14 protein-coding genes are annotated in these 16,223 nt (G+C 70.5%); 7 read left to right on the forward strand and 7 right to left on the reverse strand.

Going from position 1 to position 16,223, the window contains the following annotated elements; genetic code table 11:
* Positions 1–29 precede the first annotated feature (29 nt).
* Entirely contained in the window at positions 30–533 is a 504-nt protein-coding gene (locus IEX69_RS09055) for a TetR/AcrR family transcriptional regulator (RefSeq protein WP_085020690.1), read from the forward strand.
* A 28-nt stretch (positions 534–561) separates the two neighbouring features.
* Here IEX69_RS09055 and IEX69_RS09060 read toward each other — a convergent pair whose 3' ends face one another.
* The 4 genes from IEX69_RS09060 to IEX69_RS09075 all read right to left on the reverse strand — a co-directional run bounded on the left by IEX69_RS09060 (position 562) and on the right by IEX69_RS09075 (position 4,960).
* Positions 562–2,415 carry an alpha/beta hydrolase family protein gene (locus IEX69_RS09060; RefSeq protein ID WP_174604506.1) on the reverse strand — a complete coding sequence of 618 codons (1,854 nt, stop codon included), beginning with the start codon at positions 2,413–2,415 and terminating at the stop codon, positions 562–564.
* Positions 2,416–2,544: 129 nt separating this feature from the next.
* Positions 2,545–3,426: a methyltransferase domain-containing protein gene (locus IEX69_RS20885; protein WP_157127283.1), complete on the reverse strand. Its 882-nt coding sequence runs from the start codon at positions 3,424–3,426 to the stop codon at positions 2,545–2,547.
* 48 nt (positions 3,427–3,474) lie between these two features.
* The gene (locus IEX69_RS09070; protein WP_085020692.1) at positions 3,475–4,152 is read right to left on the reverse strand and encodes a trimeric intracellular cation channel family protein; all 678 of its coding nucleotides are present in this window, start codon (positions 4,150–4,152) and stop codon (positions 3,475–3,477) included.
* Positions 4,153–4,219: 67 nt separating this feature from the next.
* Positions 4,220–4,960 carry an alpha/beta fold hydrolase gene (locus tag IEX69_RS09075; RefSeq protein WP_085020693.1) on the reverse strand — a complete coding sequence of 247 codons (741 nt, stop codon included), beginning with the start codon at positions 4,958–4,960 and terminating at the stop codon, positions 4,220–4,222.
* A gap of 125 nt (positions 4,961–5,085) precedes the next feature.
* Between IEX69_RS09075 and IEX69_RS09080 the strand changes: the two genes are divergently transcribed.
* Complete coding sequence (locus IEX69_RS09080) at positions 5,086–5,736, forward strand: GntR family transcriptional regulator (protein ID WP_085020694.1); 651 nt, start codon at positions 5,086–5,088, stop codon at positions 5,734–5,736.
* Positions 5,737–5,959: 223 nt separating this feature from the next.
* Positions 5,960–7,438 carry an HNH endonuclease signature motif containing protein gene (locus tag IEX69_RS09085; protein ID WP_085020695.1) on the forward strand — a complete coding sequence of 493 codons (1,479 nt, stop codon included), beginning with the start codon at positions 5,960–5,962 and terminating at the stop codon, positions 7,436–7,438.
* 290 nt (positions 7,439–7,728) lie between these two features.
* Here IEX69_RS09085 and IEX69_RS09090 read toward each other — a convergent pair whose 3' ends face one another.
* Positions 7,729–8,610: an NAD-dependent epimerase/dehydratase family protein gene (locus IEX69_RS09090; RefSeq protein WP_085020696.1), complete on the reverse strand. Its 882-nt coding sequence runs from the start codon at positions 8,608–8,610 to the stop codon at positions 7,729–7,731.
* Positions 8,611–8,695: 85 nt separating this feature from the next.
* Between IEX69_RS09090 and IEX69_RS09095 the strand changes: the two genes are divergently transcribed.
* Together IEX69_RS09095 and IEX69_RS09100 are read left to right on the forward strand one after the other, a co-directional pair.
* Positions 8,696–9,274, forward strand: a complete 579-nt coding sequence (locus IEX69_RS09095; protein ID WP_085020697.1) for a TetR/AcrR family transcriptional regulator — start codon at positions 8,696–8,698, stop codon at positions 9,272–9,274.
* A 141-nt stretch (positions 9,275–9,415) separates the two neighbouring features.
* Positions 9,416–11,284, forward strand: coding sequence for a helix-turn-helix domain-containing protein (locus IEX69_RS09100; protein ID WP_085020698.1), 1,869 nt, complete (start codon positions 9,416–9,418; stop codon positions 11,282–11,284).
* Between the two features lie 162 nt (positions 11,285–11,446).
* Here IEX69_RS09100 and IEX69_RS09105 read toward each other — a convergent pair whose 3' ends face one another.
* Positions 11,447–12,988: an Ig domain-containing protein gene (locus tag IEX69_RS09105; RefSeq protein WP_085020699.1), complete on the reverse strand. Its 1,542-nt coding sequence runs from the start codon at positions 12,986–12,988 to the stop codon at positions 11,447–11,449.
* 259 nt (positions 12,989–13,247) lie between these two features.
* The gene (locus IEX69_RS09110; protein ID WP_157127284.1) at positions 13,248–13,703 is read right to left on the reverse strand and encodes a hypothetical protein; all 456 of its coding nucleotides are present in this window, start codon (positions 13,701–13,703) and stop codon (positions 13,248–13,250) included.
* 333 nt (positions 13,704–14,036) lie between these two features.
* Between IEX69_RS09110 and IEX69_RS09115 the strand changes: the two genes are divergently transcribed.
* Both IEX69_RS09115 and IEX69_RS09120 read left to right on the forward strand, forming a co-directional pair.
* On the forward strand, positions 14,037–14,996 hold the full coding sequence (locus tag IEX69_RS09115) for a G5 domain-containing protein (protein ID WP_085020701.1): 960 nt from the start codon (positions 14,037–14,039) through the stop codon (positions 14,994–14,996).
* A 132-nt stretch (positions 14,997–15,128) separates the two neighbouring features.
* Complete coding sequence (locus IEX69_RS09120; RefSeq protein ID WP_085020702.1) at positions 15,129–16,223, forward strand: type I restriction endonuclease; 1,095 nt, start codon at positions 15,129–15,131, stop codon at positions 16,221–16,223.

Consider the following 16,223-nt stretch of genomic DNA (forward strand, 5'->3'; position numbering starts at 1 on the left):
GCCCGCACCTCATGCGATAGCGTTCCCCCATGACCACCAAGGCCGACCAGAGGCGGCTCGAGGCCACGCGCGAGGCGCTCTCGCACTTCGCCCGTGGGGGCTACGACGGCACTCCCGTCAGCGCCGTGGCCGATGCTCTCGGAGTGTCGCAGCCCTACCTCTTCAAGCTGTTCACCAGCAAGATGGGCCTCTTCGTGGCGTGCGTGGAGCTCTGCTACGACCTCATCGAGGCGAACGCCCGGGTCCGTCTCGACCAGGCGGTGGCGGAGGGCCGGCCGGGATCCCTCGACGACATCGGTGCGGCCTTCCAGACCACCATCGCCGAGGCCGACCTGCTCCGCTTCCAGCTGCAGGCGTGGGCGGCGTCGGCGACCCACCCGCGCATCCGCGAGGTGGTGGCGCGTCGCCTCCACCGCTCGCTCGAGCTCAGCCGCGAGCTCACGGGGGCCAGCGCCGACGAGGTGAACGACATGTTCGCCCGCGGCACCCGACTGGTGGTGCGCACCGCGGTCGGTCTCGAGCTGCTGCACTGACCAACCGCGGCGCACGACGTCACCGCGTCTAGCTCACGACGGTGAGCGTGTTCGTCACCGACACCAGGCTCACGGTCGCCGCCATGATGAACCCGCCCACGTAGGGGTTGTTCGTCACGCGGTAGAGCTTCCGCGACACCACGGCCGCCACCGCCAGGATGACGATCACGGGGAACAGCCAGATACTGAAGATCCCGCCGAACCCGGGCACGAGCTCGCCGCTGGCGAAGAACGTCCAGTACTGCACGACCACGAGCACGATCGGCGCGAGGGCGTTGAACAGGGCGAGCACGGCCGTGTTGATCCACTCGCGTCCGCCGAGGGTGAACCGGTTGAAGACGTTCACTGCGATCGAGTTGGCGAAGAAGTAGAGCAGGAAGAAGGGCAGCACGAGCAGCGCCAGCGGGATCTTGTCCGGCGTGAACCACTTCACGGCGAGCACCCAGAGGCGGAAGTCGCTGGTGAAGAAGTAGTCGACGACGGCGACGATCCCGAACGCGGCGACCACCACGACGAGGCCGAGGAGGATGGCCTGGAGGAACTTCTTCCATCCGGGCAGCATCCCGCCGGCGCGAAGGTCGACGCCCGCCTTGCGTCCGATCGCGTAGTACGAGATCAGCATGATCAACAGGGCGGCTCCGCCGTTGATTGCAGCCCAGAGGGCGATGAAGAACACGGCGCCCTGCGGGAAGATCGACGGCAGCGTGTTGAACGCGAGCGCACCGATGTCGTCGTTCTGCGAGAGTGCGACGTAGGTCACGCCCGACACGACGGCGGAGACGACCATGGTCGCCCAGAACCAGACGAGACCCTTGCGGGCGAGCGGACGGGCCGGCTCCTCCTCGGTGCGCCGCAGGCCGGCGAAGGCCCGGGTGAAGAGGAGAGCGCGGGCGAACGCGACCAGGAAGATCCCGAAGCCGACGAGCCCGAGGGCGTTGAACGCCTCCTTCCACTGCCACACCTGCGAGTCCGACGCGATCGGATTCGGGGCACCGAGGGTGTGGTCGAAGTAGTCGAGCACGTCGGTCGTGGTCTGCTTCGAGAACGGGCCCCACGGATGCGTCTGGGCCGGCGTGTAGAGGATGCGGTCGGCCTCGGCTCCGTCGACGTCGTCGGTGTAGAACTGCCCGGCCTCGCGCTCCTGGGTACCGCCCTTCGACGGGTCGGCCCCGAAGTTCAGGAAGGACTGCGCGTTCGGAGTGGTGACGAAGTCGCGCGGCTTCGTGATGGCGGTGCCCTCCGCGTCATAGCTGCGGAAGAAGAACTCGTCGTACTGGTCGGCGACGAGGCCCACGTCGCGGCTGCCGTAGATGTTCATGTAGGCGCCGTCCGCATCCTTGTAGAAGGCCTCGTTGTCGACGAGCAGCACCGACGAGATCAGCTGCGTGTCGGCGGCGTTGTCGGCCACGACGCTGTAGTTCGCGGCGCGGGCGCCGTTCGAATGCCCCTCGATTCCGATGCGGTCGGTGTCGACGTAGGGCAGGTCGGCGACGAGCTTGACCGCGTCGTACATGCCGGTGCCGTTCACCGGGATGTCCGCGTTCGAGAGCGGGTCGGAGTTGCCGTGACCGTACATGTCGATCGAGACGACGACGTAGCCGCGCCGCGCGAGCTCGACGTAGTTCGCGTCCTGCATCTCGCGGTTGTTCCACCAGCCGTGGCTGACGACGACCGCAGGCGCCTTGTTCTCGTCCGTCGCGCTGTCGGGCTTGAACAGCAGGGCGCTGAGCGCCTCGCCGGACGAGGTCTCCCACCGCATGTCCTTGACGGTGACGTGGCCGCCCGCCGTCTGGATCAGAGAGGATCCGATCGCCGACAACAGGCAGAGCGCGAGCGCGACGGCGAGCCAGATCGCGTTGCGCCGCTGGGTCATGTGCTTCATTGCATTCCTTCACGTAGTGACTGGTCGCTAACCTAGCGAACGCATCACGTGTCGATGAGCCGTGAGGCCGGATCTGCACATATGTTCAGCGGCGGACCCCGCGGAAGGATCGCAGGGCGCCCCGGCGGCTCACTCCGCGCGCGCCGCGACCAGCACGGGCCCGCCCGGCACGGTCGCGAACCGCTGGATCTCCTGAAGCCCGAGGGCGGCGACGCGCTTCTCCACCTCCGACGTCGTGAGCGTCCCTCCCCCGCTCGACTCGGCGACCCACGCGGCCGTGACCGCAGATCGCGGGTGGGCAACGTCGGGTCGGGTGCCGAGGACGAGCAGTCCGCCGGGCCGCAGCGCAGCGGACGCTCGCGCGAGAGCGGCGTCGACGATGCCGTCGGGGAGGAACGGGACAGGCACCCACACCAGGTCGTACGCTGCCTCGTCGCCGAGCGTCGTCACATCCTGACGACGCAGTCGGATGCGGGACGCCGGCTCCGACGCGACCTCCGCCAGTCGTCGCTCGGCCAGCTCGAGGGGCCGCTCGGCGATGTCGATCCCGGTGACCTGGAGCGCGATCACCCCCTCCGCGAGAGCAAGGGCGATCGCGCCGACACCTGTGCCGACATCGAGGGCTCGGGCGGGGGCGTCGCCTCGGAGGACACCGTAGGCGGGAGCGATCCTCTGGAGGATGACCGTCGCCATCAGCGCCGACGACCTGCCCTGGGCGATCATCGCCTCGTCGCCCACATCCGTCCAGTCGCGAGTGGACCCGGTCGCCGCGGACGCCGCCTGCCCGAGCACGCTGGCGAGGTGTCCGCTCCGGGCTCTCCGCTCCGCCCACAGCTCCTCGAGGACGCGCTCGATGTCGGGCACGCCGCGGAGCACAGCGGCGCGGGCGGGGTCGAGGGCGAGCGCCTCGGCGGGTGTCGCAGCTCGGGTGTCGGCAAGTGCCGATGCGATCGCAGCGGCCTCCACCGCCGAGGAGAGCATCCCCGCCACCACGTCATCTCGTCGCGTCACGTCCATCTCTTCCTCTTGTCGTCTCGATCCACGGATGCGGGTCTTCCGTCATCCGCCCGCACCGCGCATCCGAGGCCGGGAGCGCCACGGCCACGGCAGCGCGCGCTGCTCGGGGAAGCGCCAGTCGAACCGCACCGCCGCGAGCCTGAGCAGAGCGGTGACGCCGACTGCGATCGCTCCCGCGATCGGCACGCCGACACCCAGCGTCACGAGCAGGATGAGGACCGCCGCCCCGGCCCCCGCCGCCGCGGCGAACAGCGACCCGATCTGCAGGAAGGAGACGGGCAGCCCGAGCAGCAGGTCGCGGACGAGCGACCCACCCACGGCGCCGATGATCCCCACGAGGAGTGCGCCGATAGCACCGACCCCGAGCGAGAGTGCCTTCGTCGTCGCGATCACGCCGAAGGTGCCGATCACGAGGGCGTCGAGCCCGGTGACCACCCATCCGGCCCGCTTCACGAGCGGGCCGGCGGCCATCCCCACCAGCGCGGCGAGTCCGGCGACGAGCAGGTACCAGCTGCTCCACACCACCACCGGTGGCTGGTTGAGGATGAGGTCGCGCAGCAGGCTCCCGCCTAGGGCCACCGCGATCCCGATCGCGACGACCCCGAGGACGTCGAGGCGGCGCTCCCTGAATCCCGCCGCGAAGAGGGCGCCCTGGAGGCCGCCGAGTCCGGCGGCCACCAGTTCGGCCCAGAGCGGGATCCCGAACACCGCGGCGTCCATCAGCCGCGCGCCTCGGCTGCGACCGCGACCGGCACTCGCGATGCTCGCACCGACTCCGCGATCATGGTCAGCGGCTCGTCTCGCGCACGGCCTCGAGGATCAGGTCGGCGACCGCGTCCGGCTGCGACACGGTCACCGCGTGCGACGCGTCGATCTCGACGGACCGCGAGTTCGCCCGCTCGGACATGAAGCGCATCGAGTCGGCCGGGATGGCGAGGTCGCGCAGGGTGATCATCGCCCAGGAGGGGATGGTCTTCCATCCCGCCTTGGTCGCCGCGTCGGCGAGGGCGGAGGCGGCGATCGGGCGCTGGGTCGCGGCCATCAGCACCGCGGTGGCGGCCGGGACGTCGGAGGCGAAGATCTCATTGAACCTGTCCTGCTCGATGTAGAGGTCGTCGCCGCTGAAGCCGCCCGAGGTGAAGGGGACGGGCGTGAGTGCCTCGCCGAGCACACCGCCGGGGAACTTCGCGGCGAGCTCGCCGGTGCTCTCCCCCGGCTCGAGCTGGAAGCTCGCGATGTAGACGAGCGCGCGCACGTTCTCTGCACCCTCGGTGGCCTCGCTCAGCACGGACCCTCCGTAGGAGTGTCCGGCGACGACGACCGGTCCGTCGATGTGGTCGATCACCGTGCGGAGGTACTCGGCGTCGGCCGCCAACCCTCGCAGCGGGTTCGCGACGGCGAGGACGGGGAGCCCGGCACCCTGGAGGCGCTCGACGACGCCGTTCCAGCTCGCCGATTCGGCGAAGGCGCCATGGACGAGGACGACGGTGGGCTGCTCGGCTGCGGGCTGGAACACGGTGGCGGTCATGGGGGACCCCTTCTCGATTTGATACGCAATATATTGCGTACTGGTAGCAATACACAAGAGTGGTCTTCCATTCCCGGGTGTGCGGTTGATTTGCTGGGGCCTGCGAAGTGTGCGCAATATATTGCATGCCTATCCCCGCCGGATCCTCTCCTCTTGGACGCTCCCTGCTCCGGAACGACGTGTACACGCGTCTCAGAGATGCCCTGGTGGATGGCACATTCGCGCCGGGAGAGCAGTTGAAGGACGTCGATCTCGCGGCATGGCTGGGCGTGAGCCGAACTCCGGTCAGGGAAGCCCTTCTCCGGTTGGCGACGAGCGGTCTCGTCGAGACCCAGCCAGGCCGATCCACGACGGTGAGCACGATCGACGAGCGCAAGGTCCGCGACGCCCGCGATGTCCTCGCCGCGATGCACCAGCTCGCCGTCCGCGAGAGCGTCGCCATCCTGACCCCTGAAGACATCGAGCGGATGCGCGCAGCCAACCGCGACTTCGCTGCGGCCCTGGAGACGGGTGACGTCGCCGCCGCTCTCGACGCCGACGAGAGACTGCACGCCGTCCCCGTCGCTGCCCTCGGCAACGAAGCCGTCGAGTCGGTACTGGAGCACTTCGGCCCCGTCGTCCGTCGAGTCGAGCGGATGCGCTTCGCCTCGGCCAGCGCCCAGCGCTCGGTCGACGCCCACGAGCGCCTCATCGAGCTCTGCGCCGCTGGCGACGCGGAGGCCGCCGCCGCCGTCGCCTTCGACACCTGGCATAGTCTCCCGATCACCGCGGACTGAGTCTGGCCCAACCCGTCCTGACCGACAGCCAGAGCACAGCCAGGAACGCGACCCCTCATAGCTCGCCACCTGCACGGCTCGGCCATGTAAGCACGTCCGACCTGGCGGTGACCATCCGCCCGGCGCGCCCCGACTCCTTCACAGCGGGAGAACCGCCCCGCGGTTCTCCCCACCCGACCCGGCCCCATCCCTAATGTCGGTGGCCTCTGGTTGAGTATCTCTCATGACAGAGGAGACGCGCACCACGAACCGGACACCCCGGTTCGAACCCGCACGCGCCTCCGACCCCGCGGTCGCCGCGATGGAGGAGAGACAGCGGATCCTCCTGTCACGCCTGGAAGAGGGCCGCCGAGCCGAGGCAGCACTCCACGCCGAACGACTGCGCCTGCTGGCCGAATTCGCGTCCACTGCCGATGAGCTCGCCGCACTCCTCCATCTCGACCGCCTGGCCGAGGCGCGGGACATGCAACGCCGGTCCATGACCGCCGAAGTCGCCGTCGCGTTGAACGTGTCGGAGCGGTTCGTGCAGATCGAGACCTGCGACGCCGAGACCATCGCCGCGCTACCCGCCACCCTCAATGCCCTCGCCACCGGCGACATCTCCCGGCAGCACGTTCACAAGCTCGTGGTCCACCTCAACTCGCTTCCCACCGAGACGTGGGAGGCATACGAAGGCGCCGTCCTCCCCGCCGCGATGCACCTCACCCCCGCGAGGTTCGACAACCTCGCCCGCAGGATGCGGGAACGCCTGCACCCCGACTCCCTCACCACCCGCGCGCGGCAAGCACGCGAGGAGCGATCCGCGTGGATCACCGAGGAACGCGACGGGATGGCCCACCTCCACCTCCTCGCCACTGCGGAGAACGTCCTCGCCATCGACGCCCGACTGCATCACCACGCCCGCGCTCTGGCCGCCGAACCGAACGAGACCCGCACCCTCCCGCAACTGCGCGCCGACGCCGCCGTCGACCTCCTCCTCGGCCTCCCCGCGACCGCCGGCGGTGTCGCCGTGGAGCTCATGGTGACCGTCCCCGCCGCCACCCTCGCCGGGGCGGGCGAGGAGCCGGGCGAGTTGAGCGGATACGGACCCGTCGATCCCGACACTGCCCGCAGGCTGGCCGCCGCAGCGCCCGCCTTTACCCGCATCCTCACCCGACCCGACACCGGCGACATCGTCTCCGTCGGGCGGGGCTCCTACCGACTCCCCGCCGCGCTCCGCCGCCGGCTCAGGGTGGAGGACGAACGCTGCAGGTTCCCGGGTTGCAACCGGCGGGCGCTCACGGCCGATGCCGACCACACCACAGCCTGGGAAGACGGAGGAGGTACCGACGCAGAGAACCTCGCCCACCTCTGCCGCCGGCATCACCGGCTCAAACACGCCACCGACGGGGATGTGGCCCAAGATCCCGACCGGACACTCACGTGGATCAGCCCACTCGGCCAGGTCGCCCAGACACGACCACCCGGCCGAGACATGACCGACGCCACCGAACGCGCCCGCGCGATCCTCCGCCGCGCCCACAACGCAGACCCGGCCCACGCCCCCGATCGCGAGAACCCACCACCACCCACCGACGAGAACCGTCCGCCCCACACCAGGACCCCCGAGCCGGACGACGGCCCGGCCATGACCGCGCGCGGCCGCGAGGTCCTCGCCCGCATCCGCACCCCACGCCCCCTCCCCGAACACGCCCCCTTCTGACCACGCCCTCACCACCCGCCCTCTTCCGACCGCAGGCCCGGGGCTGCCGAACACTCGACGGGACCACGCAGCCACACCCCGCCCCGCACAACGCGAAACCCACTGCTCACGAATCGCACGGTCCCCGGAGGGGTGGCGCGCATTCTGAGCACTGGACGAGGTCCACCAGCGACACCCACCCCGACACAACGTGGACTCACCGCTCGGAAAACGCGCCATGACCGCGGACATGGCGCGGATTCTGAGCCCTCGACGAAGACCATCCCCGGGCGATCACCCGAGGCGCACGGTCACGGCTCGAGGTTCTCGAGGTCCTCCAGCAGCCCCGGGTGCGTGGGTACCCATCCCAGCGCCTCTCGCGTGTGAGCGCTCGACGCGGGCTGGTCCATCGCGAAGATCGGCCCGAACGGACCGAACTCCTCCACGGGCACCTGCTCCGTCCCCATCCCGAGCCGCCGCGCGATCACCGCAGCGATGTCGCGCACGGCGATCCCCTCATCCGCCACCGCGTGCCACGCGGTCCCCGCGGGCGCCGACTCGAGCGCGAGACGGAACAGCGACGCCGCATCGCGCGCATGCACCGAGGGCCACCGCTGAGCACCGTCGCCCGGGTATCCGACCGCGCCGCGAGCGCGGGCCGCCTCGGTGAGCAGCCCCGCGAATCCGCCCTGGCCGTTCTCGTGGACGGTGCGCGGCATCCGTACCGCCGAGGCCCGGACGCCCTGCGGCGCGAGGGCGAGCAGCGCGTTCACCGAGCGCGAGCGTCCGGCGACCGGCCCGACCTCGGGCAGCGGATCCCCTTCAGTGGATGCGCGACCCTCTACCCACGGCGTGCCCGAGACGGTGACGATCGGCCGCCCGCTTCCCACGAGTGCGGTGCCGAGTGCCTCCATGGCCGCAGCCTCTTCGGCGATGCTCCGCTCGAGCGCACCGGGGGCGTCGAGGTCGTGACCGAACGCGAGGCTGATCACCCCGTCCGACCGGGCAGCGCCCTCGCGCAGCACGTCGAGGTCGGTGATCGATCCCCGCAGCGGCGTGGCTCCAGCCGCGGCGAGAACGTCGGCGGACGCCTCGGAGCGGGCGAGCGCGAGCACCGTGTGACCATGCGACAGCAGCTCGGCGACCACGGCGGTGCCGATCGTGCCGGTGCCGCCGGTGACGAAGACGAACATGAGATCTCCAGACGAGTGATGGGACTGATGTCTCATCACCGTACACCCGTGACGGGACAAAAGTCCCATCACGTAGGATCGTCGTATGGGTCGATGGGAGCCGGGTGCGCGGGAGCGTCTCGTCGTCGCCGCGGTCGAGCTCTTCACCGAGCATGGCTACGACGCGACGACGGTGGCGCAGATCGCCGAACGCGCCGGAGTGACGAAGAGCACGTTCTTCCGCCACTTCCCCGACAAGCGCGAGCTGCTCGTCGCCGGCCAGGAGAGCCTCAGCGCCCTGCTCGCCGAGGGCATCGCCGAGGCCCCGGCCGACGCCTCTGCCCTCGATGCCGTCGCCTCCGGGCTCGAGCGCGCGTCCACGATGATGGGGCCCGCCAATCGCGATCTCGGCCCCCGCATCCGCGAGGCCCTCGCCGCGAGCGTCGAGCTGCAGGAGCGCGATGCGCTCAAGAGCGTCGGCATGACCGCCGCGATGACGGAGGCGTTGCTCGCCCGAGGCGTGCCCGAGACGGTCGCGGCCTTGGCCGCCGAGATGGGCATCCTCGCCTTCAAGCAGGGCTACGCCCGCTGGTCGGAGGCCGACCGCGGGGACGACGACAGACTCGCCCCCTACGCCCTCGCGGCGCTGCAGGACCTCCGCGCGGCCGCGTCAGCGCTGGGCTGACGAGACGCATCCGATCGCTTCCCCTTCGGGACGTGTGGGTGAGGTGGATGCGTTGCGGGATTCGGCGGAATCCCGGCGCACCGCACCCCCAGTTCAGGGAAGATGCCCCCATTCCGCGCTCGCATCCACGATGATGGGCGCGTGCTGCTCGAGGACGGTAGCGGAGCCGCGTGGGCGTGCGTCGACGCCGCGCTGCTCGACGTCTTCCGCGGCGACACTGCCGTGCACCTCGCGCGCATCGAGACCGCGCTCGACGGCAGCGCGCATCCGGCCGATCGGGCGCTCTACGGGATCGCCGCCACCATCGCGGCGGTGATCGCCTGCGAGTTCGACCGCGCGGCGCGCTTCGCGGCGCAGGCTGCGCGCGACGGCGACGGATGCGCGGCGGAGGTGCGGACGCTGTCGCGAGCAGCGGCGATCATGGCGCGGGCGATGGCGGGAGGCGATGGGGCGGCCGGCGCCGGTACGGGCACAGGCACGCGCGCCGACACGGGCACGGATACGCGAGCCGGCACGGACGGGACGCGCACGGGCACGGGCACGGGCACGGAGGGGACGGGCACCGGTCCCGACCCCGATGCGGACCCCACCGCCGAGGATGACGCGCACGCCCTCCTGCACCGCTACTTCCTCGCCGAGGCGGCCCTGAGCTCGGGCGCGTTCGAGCGGGCGGATGCGCTGATCGCGTCCGCGGGCCTCGCCCCCGGGCAGATCGCCCGCGACGAGAGCGCGTCCGCGTCTGCGGAGCACACCCGGGCCGACGGCGCGGCCGTCGCCCTGCAACTCCTCGCCGCCCGGAGCGCCGCGTTCCACGGGCGGCGCGACGAGGTGATCGCGATCGCGCAGGGGTTGCAGCAGCGCGCATCCATCGTGCCGCCCCGGGCGCTCACGGTGCTCCTGGCGATCGGATGCTACGGGGCCGCCGTCACGGGCGACCGCGACCGCTCGACAGCGCTCGCCGAGACCGTGCTCACGCGCACCCGCGGCGACGTCAACTACCTCTCCGTCGGTGCCTGCCTCTACGTCGCCTGGGCGTTCCGCACGATGGGGCAGCTGCAGCGCGCGGCGGCGCTCCTCGTGTCGGCCGCAGGCCCGACCCTGGACCGCTGCAAGGTCTGGGACCGCGCCTTGGCCGCCGAGGTGCTCATCGAGGCCGCGCTCGCCCGCGGCGACCGTTACCGGGCGGGCGCGCTCCTGCGCAGCACGGGCGCGCTCGCGCGCTACGCGGTCGCGGCGTCGTCGGTGTCGCGGGCTCGCGGGGCGGTGGCCCTGTCGGCGGGCCGCCTGGCGGAGGCGCAGGCGCTCGCCGCCGCCTCCGTCCGCCTCGACGAGAACGCCGGCGCCTCGACGGAGGTGCTGCGCGGCCTCCTCATCGAGGCGACCGCGCTGTCCGCTCTCCCCGCACCCGACCCGGCGGAGGCGGCCGCCCGCTTCCACCACATCGCCCGCGAGGCCGACGCCACCGGCAACGAGGCCATCCGCTCCGTCGCAGCGAGGCGCTGGCGCGAGCTCGCCGCCGCATCCTGGTCGGGTGGTCCGTCGGCGCTCGTCGGCGACAGATCGGTCATGACATCGCGCCAACGCGCCGTGGCGACTCTCCTCGTCGAGGGCCACAGCAACGCGGCGATCGGGCAGGTGCTGTTCCTCTCGTCGCGCACCGTGCAGACGCACGTGGAGGACATCCTCCGCATCACCGGCTCGCGCACGCGGTCGCAGGCGGCGCGCGTGCTCGGAGTGCTGCGAGTGGTGGATGCGCGCGCGCTCACCGCCCGCCAGCGCGAGGTGGCCGAGCTCGCCGCGGCCGGACGCCGCAATGCCGAGATCAGCGCCGCGATCGGCGTCGGCGAGAAGACCGTCGAGCGCCACCTCGCCGCAGCACTGAAGCGCCTGGGCATCCCCTCCCGCACCGCCCTCGCCTCCGTCACCCTCGAGTGGTCGGGGACGCCCGCGGATGCGGGCGCGGCGGATGCGGGCGCGGCGGATGCGGATGCGTCGGTGGGCCTGCCCTGACGACTGCTGATGCGTGGGGGCGCACCTCAGAACGCGACTTGTGTCATGCACTGCTCACTTTCGGCGCCATCCCACCCACGATCGCGCCGAAAGTGAGCAGTCGACGTGCGACTCTGCGGCGATGACGGAGCGAGGCCCGGCGTCAGGCTCGCGCCGAGGCCCTCACCCGCGCTGCGCCGCCCGACGTCGCGCGGCCACCGCCCACACGCCCACCCCACCCGCGAGGAGCAGCGCGCCCGCAGCCAGCGCGGGCACCGCATCCGAACCCGTGGCGGCAAGCGGACCCCGCCCGCCGCTCGGCGCCGCGCCGGACCCCGTCCCACCGGACGCGCCCCCGGGAACGGACGGCGACGGCGACGGCACGGGCCCCGCCGCGGCACTCACCGTGAGCGCCCACGAGACCGACACCGCATCCCCGTCGCTCGACGACGCGGTGACGGTGTACTCGGTGTCCGCAGCGGCCGCGGACGGCGTCCCCGACACCACGCCGGTCGCCGGGTCGAGCGCGAGCCCGTCGGGCAGCGCCGACTGCACGCTCCACGTCACCGGGAGGTCGAAGCGGACCGCGCCGAACGCATCCGAGAACGCCTCCCCGACCGTCGCCGCGCCGCTGACCGGCGCAGCCACCGCCGACGCGGACAGCATGCCGATGCCGCCGCTCCCCTCAGCATCCCCCGTCCACACGCGGTCTCCGCTGGGCGACGCGACGACGCCGGCCGCGTCGACCGTGTCGACGAGCACGTCGGAAGCGAGCGTCCCCGCATCCGTGTCGATCGTCGCGACGCCGTTGTCCCCGACGACGTACGCCCGCCCGCCGCTCGGAGCCCAGGCCGCCGCGGCGGCGAGGTGCGGGAGGTCGATGGTGGCGGTGATGGTGCCGAAGTCGCTCGACAGAGGGTCGAGGCCGACGAGGAACACCTTCTTCGCCGCGGGCGCGGTGACGAGCGCCTGATCTCCGGACGGGCTGACGACCACGTCCCCGGCCGAGCTGGTCCCCGGCAGCAGGATCGTGAACGCCTGCCCCGAGAGGGAGAACGGGCTGTCGAAGAGGTAGAGCACGCCCGAGCCGTCGGCCGTCCCGGCCACGAGCACGTCGTTGTCGAACCCGGTGCCCGGCCCCGCCGCGATCCGCGCGAGCGACGACGGCGTCGGCGTGGTGGGCGTGTCGGGGGCGAAGGGGATCGGCGACACCGACAGCCCGAGGTTGTAGCGCAGGAGGCGCGTGGGGTCGGCCTCCGCGGGGGTCGCGACCACGGTGGCCCCACCTTCCACCGTGGCCAGCCCCGCGAGCGCCGTCCCGGGCAGGCCGTTCGTCGCGAGCAGTGTGCCGTCGGGGTTCAGCTGCATGATCCATCCCGCCGAGGTCGCGACGTCGACCTCGTCCCGGTCGACGGGCACGGCGACATCCACGGGGAGCCCCACGCCGATGCCCGCGAAGTCGAACGACTGACCCATCACGGCGTTGGTCGCGGTGTCGAAGATCAGGATGCGGCTGGACCCGTCGACCACGTACCCCGTGCTGCCGTCGTTCGAGATCGCCATCGCCGTCACCGAGCTGGTCGGGCCGCCCGACCCCGAGACGCCCGTCACGAAGTGCAGCGGCGGGATCGGGTCGGCGGCCGAGGCCCCCGTCCCCGGCAGGAGGATCGCGCAGGCAGCGAGAGCAGCCGCGGCGGCTGCGGTGGCGGGAGCACGGAGGCGCATGGTCGTCCTGTCGACGGAGGGCACGGGTCGGTCGCGGTCAGCGACCCCTCCGCATTCTCCCGGCGCGCTCCCGCGGGGCACCATGGGGGAAACGGCGGATTCGGGTGGGGGCAGCGCTCAGGATGCCTTGGCGGCGAGATCCCTGACCCACTGCGGTGTCTTCACACCGCGCTTCTTGTCGACGATCACCCGGATGCTCGCCGCGAGAGCACGCTCGTAGTCCGTCACGGGATCGGCGTCATCTCCGATCCTCCGAGGTTCATGTCGGACCGGAGAGCTCTTCTTGCTCGACATCGACTGCGCCTCCTTCACCATCATTCTCCGCCTGCTCGGATGCTCCGTCCAGATCTGCGACATACACACTCGTCACCGCGTCGATCATCTCGCCTTCGTTCTTGGTGGCCTCTCGAGCGAGGATCCGGAGCGCGCTCAGCCCGGCCTCGCGCTCACGCGAGACCCTTGAGATTGCAAGCTGGAGGGCCCATTCGGCACGGTCCCACCACTCGCCGCGGCGTGCGCTGATCCTGCTCACAGTGGCCGCGACACCTGCCGCGGTGAGAGCGATCAATGCGCCGGCGATTCCAAACAGACCACCCATCGCAGGACTTGTGGCGAAGTCGGCCAGAACGGATCCGTCACGGTCAGCGGCGGCAGCAGATGCCAGAGCGCCCAGCCAGCTCCCAATCCCGTCAGGAGTGCGATCGGGATGAGCCACCACCACTGCTTCACAGACCTCCTCCTGGTGCGCGAAGCCTATGAGCTACTGGGGCGAGGGAACCGGGAGCATTTTCTACTCAACCGGTGAGTGGCGGCGTGGCGTGTGCACGGACGCGCAGCCGTTAGTCGAGTTGATCCGACCCCTGCGTGACAGCACCAGCGCGGTTTCCGTGGCCCCTCATGCTTGCATTGGGCACCCGCTTCGACCGGGCCCCTCAACGGGGGCTGGACCCGTCCAGTCCCGACCCGTAACGTCCATGCGGGGGAATGAACCGGGTCATGCGCGGGGGCGCTGGCGGTACCGGTCCCCGGAACGAGAGGGGACCCGACGATGTCGTCACCGAATCCGCTGCAGGGCTGGTATCCGGATCCGCGAGATCGAACTCGCATGCGCTACTGGGACGGAGCACAGTGGGTCGGTGAGTCTCAGCCGATGGCGACGCCGGCCGCGAAGTCCGCGGGCTCGAGGGCCTGGCGTCCGACCCTCATCACCTGGATCATCGCCGCGGTCGCGCTCCTCACCGCCATCATCGCGGCGGCCACGAACGGCTTCGCGGGATTCCTCGTGATGCTCGGGCTCTTCGCGCTCGCGGGAGGCGTCTGGACCCTCGCCACCCGCAAGCCCGGCTGGCTCAACCTCGCCGGTCGGCGCGTCGCAGCGGTGGCGGTCACTGGTGGAGCGGTCGTCGCGTTGCTGCTCGGCGCGCTCGTCGCTCCGAGCCAGGCGAAGCCCGGGCCCGACATCGCGGTGGGCGTCTCGTCGAGCGCGACACCCTCGGCGACTGCGGCTCCCTCCGCGAAGCCTTCCAAGACACCGACCCCCAAGCCGACACCGGTCACGAAGACGGAGACTGTCGAGGTCTCCGAGCCCGTGCCGTTCGCCTCCACGAGCTACGAGGATGCAAGCGTCGACGCCGGGTCGACCGTCCTGGTGACCGCGGGAGTCGCCGGAACCAAGGTCTCAGTGTTCAAGGTCACGACGGTCGATGGCGTCGAGACGTCGCGAACGTTGGTCTCGGAGACGGTCACCGTCGCTCCGGTCGACGAGGTCACGGCGATCGGGACCCGCCAGCCCGAGCCCGTCGCGCCTCCCGCCGCCGCGGAGCCCGAGCCGGTCGCGCAGGGTGGCGGATGCGATCCGAACTACTCGGGATGCGTCCCCATCGCGTCGGACGTCGACTGCGCTGGCGGAAGCGGCAACGGCCCCGCCTACGTGAGCGGTCCGATCGAGGTCATCGGGACGGACATCTACGACCTCGACCGCGACGGCGACGGCATCGCCTGCGAGTAGTCGCGATGCAGAGCCAGATCACGTATCCCGGCCCACCCCTCAAGCACCCCGAACTGGGGTGGCGGCGCGGAGCATCGATGTCGGCGCATTGACCTATCGTCTTCGTAAGGGGATGTCCGAGGGGGACTGACAATGGAGTTCGAAGAACGACTCGCCGCGCTTGCAACCAAGGTGCAGAATCAGCGAGACGCAATCCAGACGGAAGAGGCGACGAAGAACGCGTTCGTCATGCCGTTCATCTCGACGATCTTGGGGTATGACGTGTTCAACCCGCTCGAGGTCGTGCCCGAGTTCACGGCGGACGTCGGCGTCAAGCGCGGCGAGAAGATCGACTACGCGATCATGCGCGACGGCGAGGTTCAGATCCTCATCGAGTGCAAGAGCTCGACTGGGCAGCTGAAGATCGAGCACGCCAGCCAGCTGTTCCGGTACTTCGGTGTCACGAATGCGCGCATCGCGGTGCTCACGAACGGCGAGGTCTACAACTTCTACACCGACCTCGATGCGCCTAACCGGATGGACGAGAAGCCGTTCCTGGTCCTCGACCTTGCGGACATCGACGAGACGCTTGTGTCCGAGCTCAAGAAGCTGACCAAGGACGCATTCGACCTCGACTCGATTATCAGCGGAGCCGAAGAGCTCAAGTACGTGGGTGCCCTCAAACGAGAGATCGCTGGACAGTTCAGGGATCCGTCAGACGAGTGGGTGAAGTTCTTCACGAGCCGCGTCTACGACGGCGCCTTCACGCAGAGGGTGCGCGAGCAGTTCTCGACGCTAGTCGCGAAGGCGTCGAAGCAGTTCCTCACCGAGCAGGTCAACGATCGGCTGAAGACAGCCCTCGGGGCCACGGCACTTCCGGTCTCCTCCGGCCCCGCAGCAGCAGAGGCGATTCAGAGTCAGCCGGTGGCTGAGAACGATCTCGATCGGGACACTGAGATCGAGACCACTCTCGAGGAACTCGAGGGTTACCAGATCGTGAAGGCGATCGCGTGCGCCGAAGTGAAGCCGCACCGCGTTGTTCATCGGGACGCAAAGTCCTACTTCGCGATCCTCCTCGACGACAACAACCGCAAGCCGATCGCGCGCCTGCACTTCAACGGGAAGAAGCAGAAGTACCTAGGACTGTTCGACGCGGAGAAGGTCGAGACGCGTCATCCGATCAACGCTCTAGACGACATCTACGAGCATGCGGAGTCGATCAGGGACGCGGTCAGAACGTACGCATAG

It is taken from the genome of Cnuibacter physcomitrellae, from assembly GCF_014640535.1.
Classification (GTDB): Bacteria; Actinomycetota; Actinomycetes; order Actinomycetales; family Microbacteriaceae; genus Cnuibacter; species Cnuibacter physcomitrellae.

Coding starts and splice junctions, on each gene's coding strand:
- IEX69_RS09090 (WP_085020696.1), bottom strand. CDS start 8,610: ATGTTCGTCTTCGTCACCGGCGGCACCGGCACGATCGGCACCGCCGTG.
- IEX69_RS09115 (WP_085020701.1), top strand. CDS start 14,037: ATGTCGTCACCGAATCCGCTGCAGGGCTGGTATCCGGATCCGCGAGAT.
- IEX69_RS09075 (WP_085020693.1), bottom strand. CDS start 4,960: ATGACCGCCACCGTGTTCCAGCCCGCAGCCGAGCAGCCCACCGTCGTC.
- IEX69_RS09120 (WP_085020702.1), top strand. CDS start 15,129: ATGGAGTTCGAAGAACGACTCGCCGCGCTTGCAACCAAGGTGCAGAAT.
- IEX69_RS09095 (WP_085020697.1), top strand. CDS start 8,696: ATGGGTCGATGGGAGCCGGGTGCGCGGGAGCGTCTCGTCGTCGCCGCG.
- IEX69_RS09085 (WP_085020695.1), top strand. CDS start 5,960: ATGACAGAGGAGACGCGCACCACGAACCGGACACCCCGGTTCGAACCC.
- IEX69_RS09105 (WP_085020699.1), bottom strand. CDS start 12,988: ATGCGCCTCCGTGCTCCCGCCACCGCAGCCGCCGCGGCTGCTCTCGCT.
- IEX69_RS09070 (WP_085020692.1), bottom strand. CDS start 4,152: ATGGACGCCGCGGTGTTCGGGATCCCGCTCTGGGCCGAACTGGTGGCC.
- IEX69_RS09055 (WP_085020690.1), top strand. CDS start 30: ATGACCACCAAGGCCGACCAGAGGCGGCTCGAGGCCACGCGCGAGGCG.
- IEX69_RS09080 (WP_085020694.1), top strand. CDS start 5,086: ATGCCTATCCCCGCCGGATCCTCTCCTCTTGGACGCTCCCTGCTCCGG.
- IEX69_RS09060 (WP_174604506.1), bottom strand. CDS start 2,415: ATGAAGCACATGACCCAGCGGCGCAACGCGATCTGGCTCGCCGTCGCG.